The organism is Alicyclobacillus sp. ALC3, assembly GCF_028751195.1.
GTDB lineage: Bacteria > Bacillota > Bacilli > Alicyclobacillales > Alicyclobacillaceae > Alicyclobacillus_L.
On record NZ_CP066784.1, the window covers coordinates 492,835 to 509,101 of the forward strand.

At 57.2% G+C, this 16,267-nt stretch carries 14 protein-coding genes; all 14 read right to left on the minus strand.

Translation table 11 applies throughout. The annotated features are described in order from the left end of the window. Positions 1-308 precede the first annotated feature (308 nt). Entirely contained in the window at positions 309-854 is a 546-nt protein-coding gene (locus tag JC200_RS02345; RefSeq protein WP_274434579.1) for a hypothetical protein, read from the minus strand. Between the two features lie 118 nt (positions 855-972). Beyond that, positions 973-1,833, minus strand: a complete 861-nt coding sequence (locus tag JC200_RS02350) for an MIP/aquaporin family protein (protein ID WP_274434580.1) — start codon at positions 1,831-1,833, stop codon at positions 973-975. Positions 1,834-1,924: 91 nt separating this feature from the next. Then, positions 1,925-3,424, minus strand: a complete 1,500-nt coding sequence (gene glpK / locus JC200_RS02355; protein WP_274434581.1) for a glycerol kinase GlpK — start codon at positions 3,422-3,424, stop codon at positions 1,925-1,927. Positions 3,425-3,604: 180 nt separating this feature from the next. Beyond that, the gene (locus JC200_RS02360; protein WP_274434582.1) at positions 3,605-5,128 is read right to left on the minus strand and encodes a sigma-54 interaction domain-containing protein; all 1,524 of its coding nucleotides are present in this window, start codon (positions 5,126-5,128) and stop codon (positions 3,605-3,607) included. 216 nt (positions 5,129-5,344) lie between these two features. Next, positions 5,345-5,860: a hypothetical protein gene (locus JC200_RS02365; protein ID WP_274434583.1), complete on the minus strand. Its 516-nt coding sequence runs from the start codon at positions 5,858-5,860 to the stop codon at positions 5,345-5,347. Then, complete coding sequence (locus JC200_RS02370; protein ID WP_274434584.1) at positions 5,844-6,683, minus strand: SPFH domain-containing protein; 840 nt, start codon at positions 6,681-6,683, stop codon at positions 5,844-5,846. The genes JC200_RS02365 and JC200_RS02370 overlap by 17 nt, the downstream gene beginning before the upstream one ends. A 215-nt stretch (positions 6,684-6,898) precedes the next feature. Next, positions 6,899-9,898: a molybdopterin dinucleotide binding domain-containing protein gene (locus JC200_RS02375; RefSeq protein ID WP_274434585.1), complete on the minus strand. Its 3,000-nt coding sequence runs from the start codon at positions 9,896-9,898 to the stop codon at positions 6,899-6,901. Positions 9,899-9,921: 23 nt separating this feature from the next. Next, positions 9,922-11,484, minus strand: a complete 1,563-nt coding sequence (locus tag JC200_RS02380) for a 4Fe-4S dicluster domain-containing protein (protein ID WP_274434586.1) — start codon at positions 11,482-11,484, stop codon at positions 9,922-9,924. A gap of 102 nt (positions 11,485-11,586) precedes the next feature. Further along, positions 11,587-12,477 (minus strand): LysR family transcriptional regulator, encoded by an 891-nt coding sequence (locus tag JC200_RS02385; RefSeq protein WP_274434587.1) that lies wholly within the window; start codon positions 12,475-12,477, stop codon positions 11,587-11,589. Between the two features lie 16 nt (positions 12,478-12,493). Continuing rightward, the gene (locus JC200_RS02390; protein WP_274434588.1) at positions 12,494-12,985 is read right to left on the minus strand and encodes a hypothetical protein; all 492 of its coding nucleotides are present in this window, start codon (positions 12,983-12,985) and stop codon (positions 12,494-12,496) included. 23 nt (positions 12,986-13,008) lie between these two features. After that, positions 13,009-13,515, minus strand: a complete 507-nt coding sequence (locus JC200_RS02395) for a hypothetical protein (protein WP_274434589.1) — start codon at positions 13,513-13,515, stop codon at positions 13,009-13,011. 112 nt (positions 13,516-13,627) lie between these two features. Continuing rightward, positions 13,628-14,086 carry a ferritin-like domain-containing protein gene (locus JC200_RS02400; protein WP_274434590.1) on the minus strand — a complete coding sequence of 153 codons (459 nt, stop codon included), beginning with the start codon at positions 14,084-14,086 and terminating at the stop codon, positions 13,628-13,630. Between the two features lie 89 nt (positions 14,087-14,175). After that, positions 14,176-15,399 (minus strand): NlpC/P60 family protein, encoded by a 1,224-nt coding sequence (locus JC200_RS02405; RefSeq protein ID WP_274434591.1) that lies wholly within the window; start codon positions 15,397-15,399, stop codon positions 14,176-14,178. 26 nt (positions 15,400-15,425) lie between these two features. Continuing rightward, positions 15,426-16,250: an MBL fold metallo-hydrolase gene (locus JC200_RS02410; protein ID WP_274434592.1), complete on the minus strand. Its 825-nt coding sequence runs from the start codon at positions 16,248-16,250 to the stop codon at positions 15,426-15,428. Between the last annotated feature and the right edge of the window lie 17 nt (positions 16,251-16,267).

Genomic DNA, 16,267 nt, shown 5'->3' on the forward strand with positions numbered 1-16,267 from the left:
CATCAGCGTAAGTGTCATTTTGACACCTACAGACAGCAGGGCATCGGTGTAAATGTCATTTTGACACCTACAGACAGCAGGGCATCAGCGTAGATGTCATTTTGACACCTACAGACAGCCTGGCATCGGAGTAGGTGTCATTTTGACACCTACAGACAGCAGGGCATCACCGTAGATGTCATTTTGACACTTAGGCGTGGTGAGCCACTGCCCTAGATGTCATTTTGACACTTAGGCGGATGAATGCGTTGAAACATGCGAAATCCGCGGCCGATAGCGACAAATCGACACAGACCTCATCGTACGGACTACGATTCAGCTAGTCCCAAATCCACATGCAGTACTAAAGTAGAAATCAGCGACTCAAACCAGTCGGGGCGACTGATACGTCGACCGCTCAAGGGCCGAGGGCAGAATTTGACCTCAATGTCACCGGACCACCCCATTGGAATCCTAATCTCACCTACGTACACGACTCCGTCGATGACGTCACGGTAGCGGTAGTTGAGATAGGGGTGAAGCTTCATCGTATCATACAGCCGCAGGTCCCAAAAGTGTGACTCCTCAGACAGAAAAGCCAACGGATCATGATACGGTTGTTCATCCTCGTCCCCAACGACAAATTCCTCCCAATTGGGGCCCGTCAAGTTGTCGAACGCTTCTCGGTCTCCGTGTTCCAACGCTTGGTCGATCATAATCTGTCGTAAGACGCTCAGAGTTTCATCTGCCACAGCAAACTCCCCCGTTCTGTTGGGACTGCACGTGTGCTGTGTTATAACTGTATTTTTAAACACGGATTCAATTCCAGTGTCTGCATATTCATTTGTATGTTTCATCGCACGTTCCGTGCTCATCCTCCGCCTCCTGTAGTCCACAGCGGGTGGCAGGAGGATACTGGTACGGGACCCCACTCCTCTCCAGCAGGGTCCCGCATCCGTGGAATCAGACCGTCTTCAGTCGTCACTTTGATACTCAGGTTGCCTGCTGTTGCCGCGCATCCAACGTTTTGCTGATAAACCACCGATAAATCCAGACCGCGATGGCGGCGCCGACTAGTGGGCCAACAATCGGCACCCACCAGTAACCGAATGGACCGGGGAAAGCGTTGTGCCCCCACCCCGCAAGCCACGTAAACAGGCGCGGACCGAAATCGCGGGCGGGGTTGATTGCATACCCTGCGTCAACACCAAACGACATGCCGATGGCGGCGACGGCCATACCGACCATAAACGGTCCCAGGTTTGCCATCACTCCACTGTTCTTACTGTCGGAAATTGCGAGAACAAAGAGGACCAGGAAAAACGTGCCAATCACTTGGTCGAGGAACGGTCCAAACATGTTACCGTGGAAGTACTGGGCTGGGAATGTGGCAAAAATGCTAAACGTCGTGAGACCTCCGGACGCACCCCGGGAGACGACGTGATTCGCTGCGTTCCAGGCATTGATGGCGTGAACGTAGTCCACATACACAAGTGCTGCACCCGCAAAGCAACCAATGACCTGCGAGATCCAGTATGGTATGACCTTCTTCCAAGGGAAGTCACCCTTGATGGCAAAAGCAAATGTCACTGCAGGGTTGATGTGAGCACCAGAAACGCCGCCAGCGACGTACACGGCCATTGCAACGGCCATGGCCCAGCCCCATGTGATTAACAACCAACCTCCGGCGCCCGCGAAGATGACCGAAGTACGACCTGATTCCGTCAACCCGACAACCGCCACCGCCACCACGCCGGCTCCGAACGCGATGAGTACAAACGACCCCAGGAATTCAGCCAGCAGTTCCCCCCACACGGTGGCGCGCCAGCCAGTCTTGCCAATCCTCGTTGCCATGTCGACCCCTCCTGCGGTTCAACAGTTGGATGAAAATCCATCCCTTACACATTTGCGTTGCTGCGCCCCTGCACTTGATCACGTATGACGGCTACGATTCCCTCGCCCACCCCATCGTGCGTTCTACGGCCCGCTTCCACCCACTGTAGAGGCGCGCCCGCTCCGCTTCGTCCAGCGCAGGCTCAAAGACCCGGTCGATGGCTGCATGCCGTTTCAAGTCATCGACTCCCCAGACTCCGACTGCTAGCCCGGCCAGGTACGCTGCACCAAGGGCAGTCGTTTCAGTCACCTGCGGCCGCTCGACAGGCACACCCAGCAAATCGGCCTGGAACTGCATTAAGAGGTTGTTGGCGACTGCTCCGCCGTCGACCCGGAGGGCCTTCAGCGTGATCCCGGAGTCCCGCTGCATCGCGTCAATTACGTCTTTGGTTTGATACGCGAGCGAGTCCAGCGTTGCCCTGATGATGTGCTGTTTGGTGGTACCGCGAGTCAGACCAAACATTGCGCCACGCGCGTACATGTCCCAGTACGGCGCGCCTAGTCCGGCAAAGGCAGGAACCACGTAGACCCCATCTGAATCCGTAACCTTGCCGGCAAAGTACTCCGAATCGGGCGCCGTGTCGATGAAGCGCAGGCCATCCCGTAGCCACTGAATCGCTGCCCCAGCGATAAAGATGCTGCCTTCGAGTGCGTATTCAACCTTACCGCCCCGTCCCCAGGCAATCGTCGTGAGCAAGCCGGCTTCGGACTTGACCGCTGTTTCGCCTGTATTCATGAGCATGAAACAGCCGGTGCCATAGGTGTTCTTGACCATTCCTGGCTCTACGCACATCTGCCCAAACAACGCTGCTTGTTGGTCGCCTGCGATGCCAGCGATCGGAATTTTTGCGCCACCAAACGTGTATTCATCCGTGTACCCGTAGACCTCGCTTGAAGAGCGCACCTCTGGCAGCATACTTGTGGGAATGTCTAGTTCCTGCAGCACCTCGTCGTCCCACTTCAACTCGTGGATGTTAAACAAGAGTGTCCGGGACGCATTCGTATAGTCAGTCACATGGACCTTGCCACGCGTCAGGTTCCAGATCAGCCAAGAGTCCACTGTTCCAAAGCACAGTTCCCCTTTTTCTGCGAGTTCCCGAGCGCCGTCCACGTGGTCGAGCAGCCACTTGACCTTCGTGCCCGAAAAGTACGCGTCCACCACCAACCCCGTCTTGTCACGCAGCGGCTCCGCCCATCCGTTGGCAGTCAAAGCGTCGCAGATGTCTGCGGTTCGTCTGTCCTGCCAGACAATGGCGTTGTGAATCGGCTTCCCCGTCGTTCGGTTCCAAATCACCGTCGTCTCACGCTGGTTGGTCACACCGATGGCGGCCACCTCCGCCGGCGACACGCCAAAACGCTCGAGCACTTCGCGCGCTACGCCACTCTGAGTCGCCCAGATTTCCATGGCGTCGTGCTCCACCCAGCCTGGTTTTGGGTAGAACTGGGTAAACTCCTTCTGTGCGGTCCCCACAATCGCCCCAGTCTGGTTGAACAAAATAGCCCTCGAACTCGTGGTCCCCTGATCGAATGCCAAAACGTACCGACTCTCCATACCGTCCCCTCCACCCTGTGGCAATTCCGTCATTCGGGCGCTGCTAGACCGAACCTGCGATATCAAGCGATTTCACCCGCAGCCGGTCACAACTTTTCACAACGTCTATCACCTCCTAGCGAAGGGAGAAGCAAGAGCCGTGCCAGACGCAAACCCCGCAGAGCGCGCCCATTCTTCCCATCATGCCGGGTCAAAAGGACCAGACCGGGTCATTTTGACCCACCGCTCCTCGGCCATAGCGACCAACCCAAAGGACCGCGCCTTGCGAGCCACCGTCTTATGACTGATTCCGAGTGCTTTACCCGCCGCGTGAAAGCTGGGATACAGTTCTAAGGCACGCGCAATGATGCGACGTTCATATTCCGCGAGCGGAAGTAACGACTCACGGGCTTCGTGCCGCGCGTCAACCATGCGAGTATCCGGTGTGACACGCGACACCGGCGCCAAAAGTGCGGGCGGCAGGTGGTCGGTCGTAATCCACAGTCCGTCGCACAGATTCAGTGCCCGTTCGACCACGTTGCGCAGTTCCCGGACATTGCCCGGCCAACAATAGCTTTCGAGCGCTGCCATGACGTCCGCAGTACAGCCTTTCGTTGGCTTTTGCATCGTGAGCGCAAGTTCGCGGATGAAAAACTCTGCCAGTTCGCGGATGTCACTCTTGCGTTCCCGAAGCGAAGGCAAATGGATGCGCAGGACGTTGATCCGGTAGTACAGGTCTTCGCGAAACTGCCCGGCCATCAACTGCGCTTCCAGGTCGCGGTTGGTGGCGCAGATGACTCGAACGTCGAGCGCAATCGCATCACGGCCGCCAATCCGCTCCACCTCGCGCTCCTGCAACACACGCAGCAGCTTTGCCTGCACTTCGAGTGGCAACTCTCCGACCTCGTCGAGAAAAATGGTCCCGTTCTGCGCCAATTCAAACTTTCCTTTGCGCATGGAAAACGCGCCGGTAAATGCCCCACGCTCGTGTCCGAACAACTCACTCTCAATCAGTGGCACCGGGATACCAGCGCAGTTCACGCGGATATACGGCCCCTGCGCCCGCTCGCTTGCACAGTGGACTGCGCGAGCCACGAGTTCCTTGCCAGTGCCACTCTCGCCGCTCAACAGCACGGTTGTGGTCGTACGAGCTGCGCGGTTTGCCAGCGCCAAGCAGTCTCGAAAGATACCGCTCGACCCAATCATGGGTTCGAACGCTTGGCCGAGTCGTTCTCGTCTCGACAGTTCCTCCTTCACGTACTGCGTCTCCTGTTGCCGTTCCTGAATCTGCCCAAGCAGTTGTTCGACCTCCGACAGGCTGCGCGTAACGGAGACAGTCCCGCGTAACTGCCCTGCGACAAAGATTGGATTGACGTCTGCCACAACCCGAACACCGTGGTCCTTCGTCCGCACTTGAGCTCGCTGCGGAGTGCCAGAGCGAAGGACACTGGCACGTAGCCCGTCTGGCGACACGTCGAACACTGAGCGCCCCAGCAGGTCCACCGCGCGCACGCCATGAAGGGTTTCGTATGCTGGGTTGATGAGTCGAATGATGCCATCCATGTCGGTCACGCAGATGCCATCGCCCACGTGTTTGAACACCAAGTCGTACTGTTCCGTTGAGGCGCGCACCGTCTCCAGTTCTTCTGCCATCTGTTCCACAGTGGAGATATCCTGAGAGGTGCCCATGGCTCTGCACAGATGCCCGAGCTTGGCTTCAATCACGATTCGCGTTCCTCCTTGTCCTCACGGACGGGTATTGACCGTGCGGTCTTCTCTTGTCCATCTTCTATGATGTCTACGCAGAAGTTACAAAAACATGGCTCCTGTCTGGTTCAGTGACAGCAGTGGCCAGAACGCCGCGTCAGACACAGAAAAGCACGGCATGGTGTGCCGTGCTGACGAACAAGATAGAGGCAATACTGGAGTATCCGTTAGGCGTCAGTGCACGACATAAGCCAGCACTCGCGCTTCCCGGCGCGCAAGAATCCGATGCACTTGCGCCAAACTGTCTTCATCAATGGTTGTCAGCGCCAGCAGCAGTTCCTGATCGATGGCGGTGAGATCGCCGAGGAACTGTTCGTTCTCCCACTGGCTGCGCGTGACAAATTCGTTTGGTGGGCTGACAGCAGACCGGATTTGAATGCGCAGCGCTTCGATGTCGCGAATGTAACTCTCCATCGCCTCGACTGCCTCCAGCCCCTCCAACTTCGGATAGGGATTTTCCCGCGTAGGTTGCGGTAGATGCTGATGAAGGTTGTGCAACTCACTTTGCAACTGCGACGTGTACTGTCCCAACACGTCGTCGCACAGGTTTCGCAGCCGAACGCTTTGGTCCCGAAAGGCATTCGCAGGATTTTTATAGTCGTAGCTCCAGAGGTCAAGTGTGCCTTTGAGGAGCTCGGTAATGACCCCGGAGGGAGCCAGTGCAACTCCGTATCTACTTAGTCGGCCCATTCGTGCTCGTCTCCCCCATGGCATCGAGGCTCATCAGCGGATTCCCCACATAGTACGGCTTGCCGACTGCCATATTCGGTGCCGAGACGATGCCTCGCTGTGCCATCAGCATTGCAGTGTAGTAACGAACCGCATCCAACTCGGACAAGCCAAAGGCGCGCAGTGCGATGAGTTCTTTCATGCGGTCGTCCTTCGGGAACACCAGCGCCTTCACGTCGTTCAGTGTCAGCCCGTAGACCGATAGGAACGCCTGCAGGTGGTCTTTCACCAATTCGATGATGTCCGGCATCTTTTCGTTGACCCGCTCGAGTTGTGTCAATTGGACAATTTTGTTGATCGACTGTTCGATGACGGGGCCAGCGTACGCATTGACTTCCTTCATCGTCACGTGATGCCCCGCAATTGGCATGTGCTGGACAAGCTTCAGTGCATCGTCCTTTGTGTCTACGTGTACATAGCAACTAACGTGATAGCCCATTTCAGCCATCTCGCGCGAGTAAGCGATACCAGCTACTTCGAGAATCAGCTTGGCTCGGTTGATGTAGATGACCTCGTATTGCCACGGACTGTTGCCGCCGAAAAACGCTTGCTGAAACGTGCCAATCAGCGCTCTGTCCGGCGTATTGATTGTATATTGCCCAGTGTCGTAGACATCCATAATTGCGCCGCGGGATTTGAGCACTGCGAAGTGATTGCTTTCCACCGTCAACAAGGACCCGTTCACGATTGAATTGTCTGGATAGTGATAGGCGAGCACATCAGGGCCTAGCAATTCCTTTCCATCCTGCGTGAGTGTACTAATTACCTGACGAATTCCAGCCATCTAGCGTCCCCTCTTCCCGTGAGTAAAAGCCAAATCCACCCTATTCCATATATTAGCACACCTTTCTATGAAATATGTGTAACTTTCCTAATTTGGTGGATCCATACCGAGCGGTGCCAATCGATGCCCACAAAAACGGCCGCCCGTAGCGGACGGCCATTCGCGCAAATCTAGTATTCAGGCAAGCTGCCAACCGCCGCGGACTGACAAGACGCTCATTGTGCCCCGCTGTCGCTCTGCTCGCCCGCTTCGCTCGTTTCTGGCACGACGTAGGCATCAGGGTGTGGCTTGAGCACGCGCAGCATCCACAGTGGGCGGTACAGTCCCCCAGGCCCGGGAGCCGGTCGCGTCAGCTTCAGCCAGCGTTCAAACGCCGCGTATGACTTCTTGGTGTCGACGTGGACTTCTCCGTAGTGCCGCCCGTTCTCCACTTTCTCGACGTGAATGCGCTGGTGCCAGCACATCATGCCACTGATAGGGTCCGGTTGGACCGGGAAGATGGCATTTTGATGCACCCCTCCATCCGTCCACCAGACGCGTTTGGAATCCGGGTCACGGCTGTCAAATGGCGTGGGGCCGTGGATCTGCTGCATCGCCCACTTTCCCGACTCCGTTTCGTTGATTTTCACGAGCGACGAGCTCCAGCGGTCACTGCCAATCGATTCGTGCAGGCGCCATCGACCCAAGTGGTGCGAGCACGCAATGACGCCAGGTTTGATTGACTCCGTCACCCACACCTTGTCGACCATGTGTCCGATCTCGGTCGAGATCCGCACCTCATCTCCCGTCCGCACGCCAAGCCGTTTGGCATCCCTTGGGTGCACCCATACAGGGTTGGTGTGTGCAATCTCGTGAAGCCACTTGGCGCCGTTGGTCCGACTGTGAATGAGCATCGGCAAGCGGAAAGTGGGCAGCAACATGTAGTCGCCTTTAACCTGGTCAATGGTCGTGTGGTGTACCTGCGTCACAATGTGGACCATTTGCTCACGCTCTGCGGCGTTGCGCGGGTAAATCGGGATGGCGTATTCTGGCCACCCCCAGTCGCGCAGTGTCGTTGAGAAGAACTCCAGTTTACCGGATGGTGTCGGAAAGCCTTTGACGATGCGGCCACCGACGACAACGCCTGCACGCACTTTGCCCTGGGCGTTCTTAAACGGTCCCGGGTACGGCGCATGGTTCGCCGAATGCGGTAGTTGGTCAGCCCACAGCCCGGGCTGTTGCCCTTCCAGTTGGCGATCGGTCGCAGGTTCGGGCACGACGACTGCGCCATTGAGTTCGGCGACGTCAACGGGCTGGCGATACCTGCCGTAGACATCCGTCGTGATTTCGAAAGCTCCGTAGCGCTTCATGTACTGGAGCGGCGTCATCGCTTCCGCCGCAGCGGCCTCAGGGAGGCCAGGCACGGCGTTTTCAAAGATCCACTGGTAGTACTCGTTGACCGTGATCTTTTCACCGGGTCGGTAGGGCGACTCAAAGTGCTGCCGGATACCAAGGCTGCCGTCGGGGTCTATGCGCCAGGAGAGTTCAATCCAAAACTCGTTCTCCTCCCACACTTCCCCTGGGTTTGCGTCACGCGTGTCGCGGACGTCTTCGCCACGGCGTTCCTTGGCGACGCGCAGAACAGGTTGGCGAAAGCCGATCCACTGGCCGGCATGTGTCTCGTAACTGTGCAGGTCGTGGCGCTCAGACGCGAGGCCCATCGGCAGGACGTAGTCGGAGAACTGCGAGGACTCCGACCAGACTGGAGACAGTGTGACGTGGCAACCAACTTTGTCTTTGTCTTTGAACATCTCAATCCAGCTGAACCCGTCCGGAAACGTCCAAACCGGGTTGATGACGCGCGCGAAGTACACCTCAAGGCGCTTGTTGCGCCGTTGCAAAATGTGCGGCAGGCAGAAGCTGAGCTCAAAGAACGACAACGGAAACTCACGCGGCCAGTGATTCTCGTTCCACTCCCGAATTGGCGCAGGCGCGGTGTGACGCGCAGGCACAAACTTCACCCAAGCGTTCGGGATCATGCTCCCTTCTTCACCGACGGCACCCATCAGGACGTTGAGGAACATGATGCAGCGCGTGATCATCCAACCACCGCGGTGCCCCGCAGCAGCGTTGCGCCAAATGTTGCTTGAAAAACTGGTGCCGGCCCGGGCAATTTCGTCCGCAATCGTCACAATCTGCTGCGCGGAGACACCGGACTCTTGTGCTGCCCACTCCGGCGTGTAGTGTCCGTATAGCTGTTTGAGCACAGCGACAAAACTCTCAAACGAAAGGCTGTCTGGGACATCCGCGAGAAAACCGGACTGCACTAAGGACTGCAGGTAGCTGCGGTCAGACAGAAACTCGCGCCAGTTCACCCAGTCTCGGACAAACTCGCGGTTGAACCGCTCCGTTTGAATCAGTTGATTGGCGATGGCGAGAAGCAACGCAGACTCCGTCCCTGGCCACGGCGACAGCCAGTAGTCGGCCTTCGATGCAGTGTTTGAGAGCCGCGTGTCAATCACGGCCACTTTCGTCCCCTTCTGCTGCGCCTCAATGATGCGCTGCGCGTTCGGGTTGAAGTAGTGGCCGGCTTCCAGATGAGCGCTCATCATCAGGATGAACCGCGATGTCGCGTAGTCAGGCGCCGGTCTGTCCATCCCCATCCAAAACGCATAACCTGCGCGGGCGCCGGCTGAACAGACGTTGGTGTGGCTCGACAGGCCGTCAATGCCCCACGCCTTCAGCACACGTTCCGTGTACTCATCTTCGCCAGGGCGGCCAACGTGGTACACAACCTCGTCTCTGCGTCCCTCCACAAAGGCCTTGCGAATCCTCTCTGCAATGTCGTCGAGCGCATCGTCCCAGGAGACGCGTTCCCACTGCCCTTCACCGCGCTCACCGACGCGCTTGAGCGGGTGCAAAATCCGCTCCGGGTTGTTGACCTGACTGACTGTGGCGGGTCCCTTGGCGCAGTTGCGGCCGCGACTCCCCGGATGCAGAGGGTGGCCTTCCATCTTCTTGACCTCGCCCGTCTCCTTGTCGATGTACGCCAGCAATCCGCACGCGGCTTCACAGTTGAAACACACGGTCGGGATGAGTTCGTAGTGATGCTCGACTCGCCTTGGCCAGGCCTTAGCGTCGAGCTCAGTCCAATCGTCCCAGTTTGCGGGAGTCGGATGGGAGCGCAGGTGACCAAAGCCTTTCGTCAACTTTTCGTGGACATCTTGAACACTCACGTGAAGTCACCTCCTCATCTGGTCTAGCTCAACGGCACCGACTGCCCGCCTTGGACATAGGCGTGTTCATAGGCGAACAACCCAACGAGTGCCAGCACGGCCGCAACTGTCAAGAGCACAGTCGAACCGTACACGACGCTGAAGGCAAGTGGCGCGAGCGCGCCGACAATCAACCCGGTCCAAAAGTAGCTGCGGAAGTTCCCGTAAATCATTTGGTGCGCGGCGCGCTTGGCGTCGAGAATCGGGTGTGGAATGACCAACTCGCTCAAAATCAGCGCCAAATGAACTGCGGCTGACACGAGCAACGTGGTGTGTACGATGGTGAGCGCGTGCTGCGGCAGCGGCAGGAACAAACCAGCCAGCGCAAAAGCTGCCGATCCTGCAAGTGTCGCCTGCGACAGCAGGTGCACCGGCAACATCGGATTTTGCCACAAATCCCGCCCTTTCGCCTGCGCAAAGAGGAAAGCCGTGTACATCGCGGTAAACGCTGCGAGAATGACGCCAGGTACTGAGAGGGCTATCTGCCCGCCACCGCTCCCTGCGACACCAAGCACGAACTGAATGACGAGGACGATACCGTACCCAAGGATGATGAACGACCCGCGCACCAGCCACGACTTCCATTGCGGGCGAGTGAAGATGCGCAGAAAGCGCATAGGATGCTCGAGGTCTGCCACAAGCAGAATACCCGTGAGACCGAGGAACGCGATACCAACGAGAGAAGCGGTAAGATTCCAGGCTGGTGACAGCTGTACACCTGCAAAGACGAGAATCGCAGTCATGAGGAACGCACCGGCAGAAATCGACTTCGTCCAAGTGTACAAAGATACAGGCCAGTGCCAAGGTGCCTGGTGCGGCACATCGTAGGCAAGCCGAGCTGCAGCCACACTGTGTTTTGGCTCTGCGGCCTTCGCGGCGTGTACCGGGTACCCTTCGTTTTGTTGTGAATACAAGTGCGCCCCTTCGTAGGTCGCCTTTGACGGGTTCAGGGTATAGTCGCTGGCGCCCACGTAGAAGACTTTCGGATTCGTACCCTTTTCCGGTTTGCGGACGTCCGCCTTACTGCGCGAGATGAGTTGCAGGACTTCGCTGTTCGGGTCGTTCAGGTTGCCCACGACAATCGCCTCGACCGGACAGACGATGACACACGCAGGCTCCAGTCCTTGGTCAATCCGATGCGCGCAGAAGTTGCACTTCTCCGCGCTGTGCACATCCGGGTTGATGTAGATCGCGTCGTAGGGGCACGCGGCGATACACGCCTTGCAGCCGATGCAGACTTCGCGGTCAAAGTCGACAATGCCATCTGGTCGCTTGAACATCGCCGTGACTGGGCAGATGGGAACACAAGGCGCGTCATCGCACTGGTTGCAGCGCGTCACCTGAAACTCACGCGTGACTTCCGGGTAGACGCCCACCTCAACCTGTTTGACATACGTCCGGTTGACACTGAGCGGTACATCGTGCTCCATCTTGCACGCCACAGAACACGCGTGACAACCAATACACGTCTCTTGGTTGATAACTTTCCCCCAACGAATCGGGGGCGCATCCGTAGACTCAGCAGCGGGTGTATCCAATTCGATCAAGCTGAAATCCCCCCAATGGTGCGATTTCTTTCAGCCTAACACCGGGGATTTCACGAGCGGTAATGCGATCTTTGCAAGGGGGTATTGACAGGGGAAGAGCGCTTACAGAGGAGCCTTATCCAGCAGGCGTAAAAACGCGTCGACCATGTACCGGCTGTAGCGCTCTGCCCGCTGGACAATGTGGAGATGGCGGCGAATCTGAAACCCTGCGATGGGTACCTCGACAAGGACGCCGCGCTGGCAGTCCTCGTGCACGGTGAGTCGCGACAGGAACGCCACGCCGAGCCCTGCGACAATCGCGGACTTGATGGCTTGGGTGCTCCCAAGTTCCATACAAAACGTCGCTTGCGAGAGCATGTTTTCCTGTTCTAGAGCCTGCTCTGTCACTTGCCGTGTCCCAGACCCTTCTTCCCGGCACAACAGCGGTTCCTCAAGCACGTCCGCGAGACTTATCTCGCCTTTCTGGGCAAACCGGTGCGACGGTGGGCAGACCAGCACGAGGTCGTCCTCTTTCCACGCCGTCACTACAAGGTCAGCTGTCGGAGTCACAATGCCCTCGACCAATCCAACGTCGATGCTGTGGTGTGCGAGTTGGCTGACAATCTCGGTGGTGTTCGCGATTCGCATCCGGATATCTGCCGACGGATACCGCTCGCGCAAGTCACCGAGCAGGACGGGCAGCAGGTACTCGCCAATGGAGAGTGTTGCGCCGACACACAATCCTCCGCCTTCACTGCGCAGCCGCAGCAGTTCTTCCTTGGCCCGCACGTGACAACTGAGCAAATCCCGGCTGTACGGGTACAAAGCTTGCCCAAGCGGCGTCAACGTCAGGCCAGATGCGCTGCGCTCAAAGAGCAGCCCACCGTACTCGTCTTCCATCGCCTGCAGGTGCCTGCTCGCTGTCGACTGCGTCATGTGCAGTACCTGTGCGGTCTTGTTCAAGCTGCCGTGCTCCACTACCGCGCAAAACACTTCGTGACTCTCCAAATGCAAGCAAATCGCCTCCGGACTACTCGACGAGCTCAGATTCCTTGTCCACAAGGTGTTCGAGAATCTCTGTCAGCTCTGCGAGGATGCCGCGTTGAAGTTCATCCGACTTCAGCTCCGTTGAGGACTGCTCGACAAACAAGCGCAATTTGTCGAGGACACTGGCGCCAGGCACGGTGGGCAGCAACAAAGTAACTTCCCGTTCGTGGTCTACGACGCTCTCTCCATAGCGAAGTTTCCAGACATCGCTTCGCCAGTTTGCGAGCAGGTGCCAGACGTCAATCGACTGCTCCGGCGAAGTGGGGAGCACTCGAGGCAACACAAACTCCAGAACGTGATCGGCAATGAACAGGTAAGCTACCAGACACGGTGTCTCGTTAAAGACGCCGAACCCAAAGCTGACTTCCGATACGACCTGCGTTGGACGCGGCAGTTGGACGCCGACACCCGGATTGTCGTCCCAAAAGACGATGAGGTCGGACGACTGCCCGACCGCAAGCGGTAAGATTTGCAAGAGAACGCCTCCCGTCTACCTCACTACGTGCCTTGTTGCAACTGTTCTGAGTCGAATCGCCTAATCTGGTAGTCCCCTCTGTCCGTCGGTATCGTCGCTTCATAGACAAGGGTGAGAATCACGTCTTGTCCGTTATCATCCCGATGCCAAACGTCAATCGCGTAGAGGTCCTCCCGGTTCGGCTTATGACCGTCCAAAACTGTGGCCGGGACGGACCCTGGGGCCTGAAAGTACACTGTAGCCCGAAGCAGGGCGCCTCGTACAATCTCGAGATAGTACTCTTGTTGCTCGAAAGGAGGAGAAAGATAGATAGCGTGCGGGAAGAGGTGAATTTGGACGGGCGTCATCGAAATCCGCGCCGTCCCTGCGCTAGACTGCAGGAAATAGGCGTTGAAAAGACAGCCCTTCACGCCAAGTTCCGCAAAGAACCCCCGCCACTCCTGGTACCCGAGCGCATCCTCGAGATTGAACTCCATAAAGCCCGAGTCAACCGGAACGATGCTTTCCGTCCGGGTTGTGAAAGTAGTCATACCGATACCTCCCCCCCTCCCTATTGATAATATCACGGAAAAGTTGGGAAAAGTGTACCATCCGGTCATGCCGACGACAGACAATCACGTAAGCCTGGTACTGGCCCTGTTGTCATGAGTTGTTGGCGAGTGTGTAGAGAAAGTTGAATCGCTGTGCGTGTTCCATTTCATCCGTCATGGTGCGAAAGAGCACGTCGCGAACTTCCGGAATCCTCGTACTCAGGTACATATCTCGGTACAACTCTGCTGCCTCCAACTCACCTCGGAAAGCAGTTTCAATCCCGTCTTTGTAACTAGCGAACTGAGTTTTCCCCGCCTGAACATTGGGCCTGTGCCCGGTAAGTTTCCGGTACAGTTTGCTCAACAGGCGAACGTGCAGCATTTCGTCATTCTTTGCGTGACTCACAAAATCTCTGTACTTGCTTGGCGCCATGCCCTCTAGCGCCTCGTAAAACTTGACTGCAGTAGCTTGGTCATTGATTGCCCCTGACAATTTGACGACAAACGAATTGCGGTCTTTGAAGTGCCTCGGATCAGACTGAATCGATACTGGAGCATGCCACGGTTCCATGACGGTTCTACCTCCTGGGTTTTTCAAAACCGTATGCATCCACCCAGATGGAGGTTCCTCAGTAAGTGGCGAAATCCACGACTCATCTCCTACCGCACCATGAACGCCCCGCCCGTCGTAAGCGCGGACAGATAGGTCTTTCCCTGCGATGTCTGGATATCGAGCGTGGAGACCATGACCTGGTTGACATGTACTTCAATGCCGCCGTCGACATAGCTCTGAAAGTCGTGCAGAACATAGGGGCGTCCCTCAAACATGCCAAGGTACATCATGACGTGACCCGGCATGTACAACACGTCCCCTGGCTGCATCCTCGTCAGACACTCGATGCGCTCCGCCTCTGTCAACTCTATGAAGGACACCGGTGAAGGCAGTGATGCTTCCTGCGCGCGTGTGTCACGCGGCAACTGAACCCCCATGGCTCGGTAGATGTCCATGACAAAGCTGGAACAATCATGAACACCAAGTCGACCGCCCCATCCATACCGCTGGTATAGAAGGGAGAACCCCAGCGACAGGCAGTTCGCACGAGACAGCCCCAAACAGCCCACATGAACGTCGGTCGCAGGCAAGTAGGCCGGATGCAACTCTAGTGTCCCGTCTGCACGGCGCACCGGCAGCAGTACGGGGGCGTGGCCGAGATTCAACTGGTTTCCGAGGCTGTGCGAATCAGTCGTAGGCAACACCGCTGCGAACTCAACGGTGCGCGCCATGACTGCCGCGTCGTACGGTTGGGGCGCCGTGATGGTATGCGGCGCAGTCACCACGGCCACGGTGAAACCTTGAGAGGGCTTGTATTGCGCAAAAGTTGACCAATCGGTTGTAGCAATTTTACGAGCGCAGACAAAACCGTGGTAGGTTCGGGAGTAAACGTAGTACCAGTTCCGGTCCTGACTCGCACCGACAATCACGACGGGTTCGAAGGTATGCAACGTGGTATCGAGCAACCGGTCGAACTCGGCTGTGTCAGGAATGCGAAACCCCTCCACCGGCGTCGCCCACCGCCGGAGGGCTGTCGCCAGAACCGTAAACCCCGGAACAGGTGGGACTCGCCACACTTGCGAATTGTGCTCAATCGCGCGCCACTGCTCGTCGTCTATCAGGCCACCCCCGCGGTCGTAGAGCGTAGTGCTAGGACGCGCGGCTGGCGCAATGTCATAGGTTGCGTCTGGGCTCAGTTCATAGAGATGGGAGGACCGCACCCACGCACTCTGACAGACAGACGAGTCGTAAACAAAGTTGTCGGTTATCTGCGAAGACCAAAATTCAGCACGGAGCATGTCTGCCGTCACGCCAGGAAGCAGTTGTTTCATGCAATAGCCCCCTCCCGTTCACCGTTTTACGTCCTGAACCCCCTGCCATCGAGTGCGGCGATGTACCGTGCGGCGGATTTCTGAACAGATTCGCTCGCCCCCGCGCGGATGACGCGGTGAAAGGCGCCATAGATACGGTCAAAGTGAATCGCTGACGCCTTGTCGGCAATTCGGCTGACTGTTGCTGCAGGGAGCGGAATCAAGTTAGGGTAGCTGTACATGAAACTTACCCACTGCCGGTCTGAAACGACCTGAATGATGTCCCCCGTCAAGAGGGCCCCCTTGCCTCGCGCCCCACGTGCCCAGTGCAGCACAGCGCCGCCCTTGTAGTGACCGCCTAGTCGATGAAGCGTGAGTCCATCTGACAGGGCCAGAGACTCTCCAGTCCAAAAACGCACCCACTCGCTCGGTTGCACAACCCATTCCCGGTCATCTTGATGGATGTATATTGGCACACCCAGTTGTTCGGCCCATGTCACTTGAGTGGAATAGTAGTGCGGATGGGACAACGCGATGGCTTGAACGCCACCGAAGTCGCGAAGTGCGCGAAAGGTTGCATCGTCGACATAGGTAATGCAGTCCCACAGCACACCGAAGTCGCCATCTTGCACAAGGTAAGCCGTTTGCCCAATCGCAAAACTCGGGCGAGTCGTGAAGCTGTGGAGATGCTCCTCTTCTTCGACCACTTCGTTGCGATAGGTGCCACCCTGCCTCATCTCGTCGAGTGTCGTCCAAGATTGCCCCTCGGGTTTTACATACTGCCGCTCCTCGTTACAAATGACACATACTTCGGGCGGGACATCCGAAGCTGGGTATTGAACACCGCAAGTCGTGCAGATGAATTCCGGCAAACAGACCGCCTCCGTTC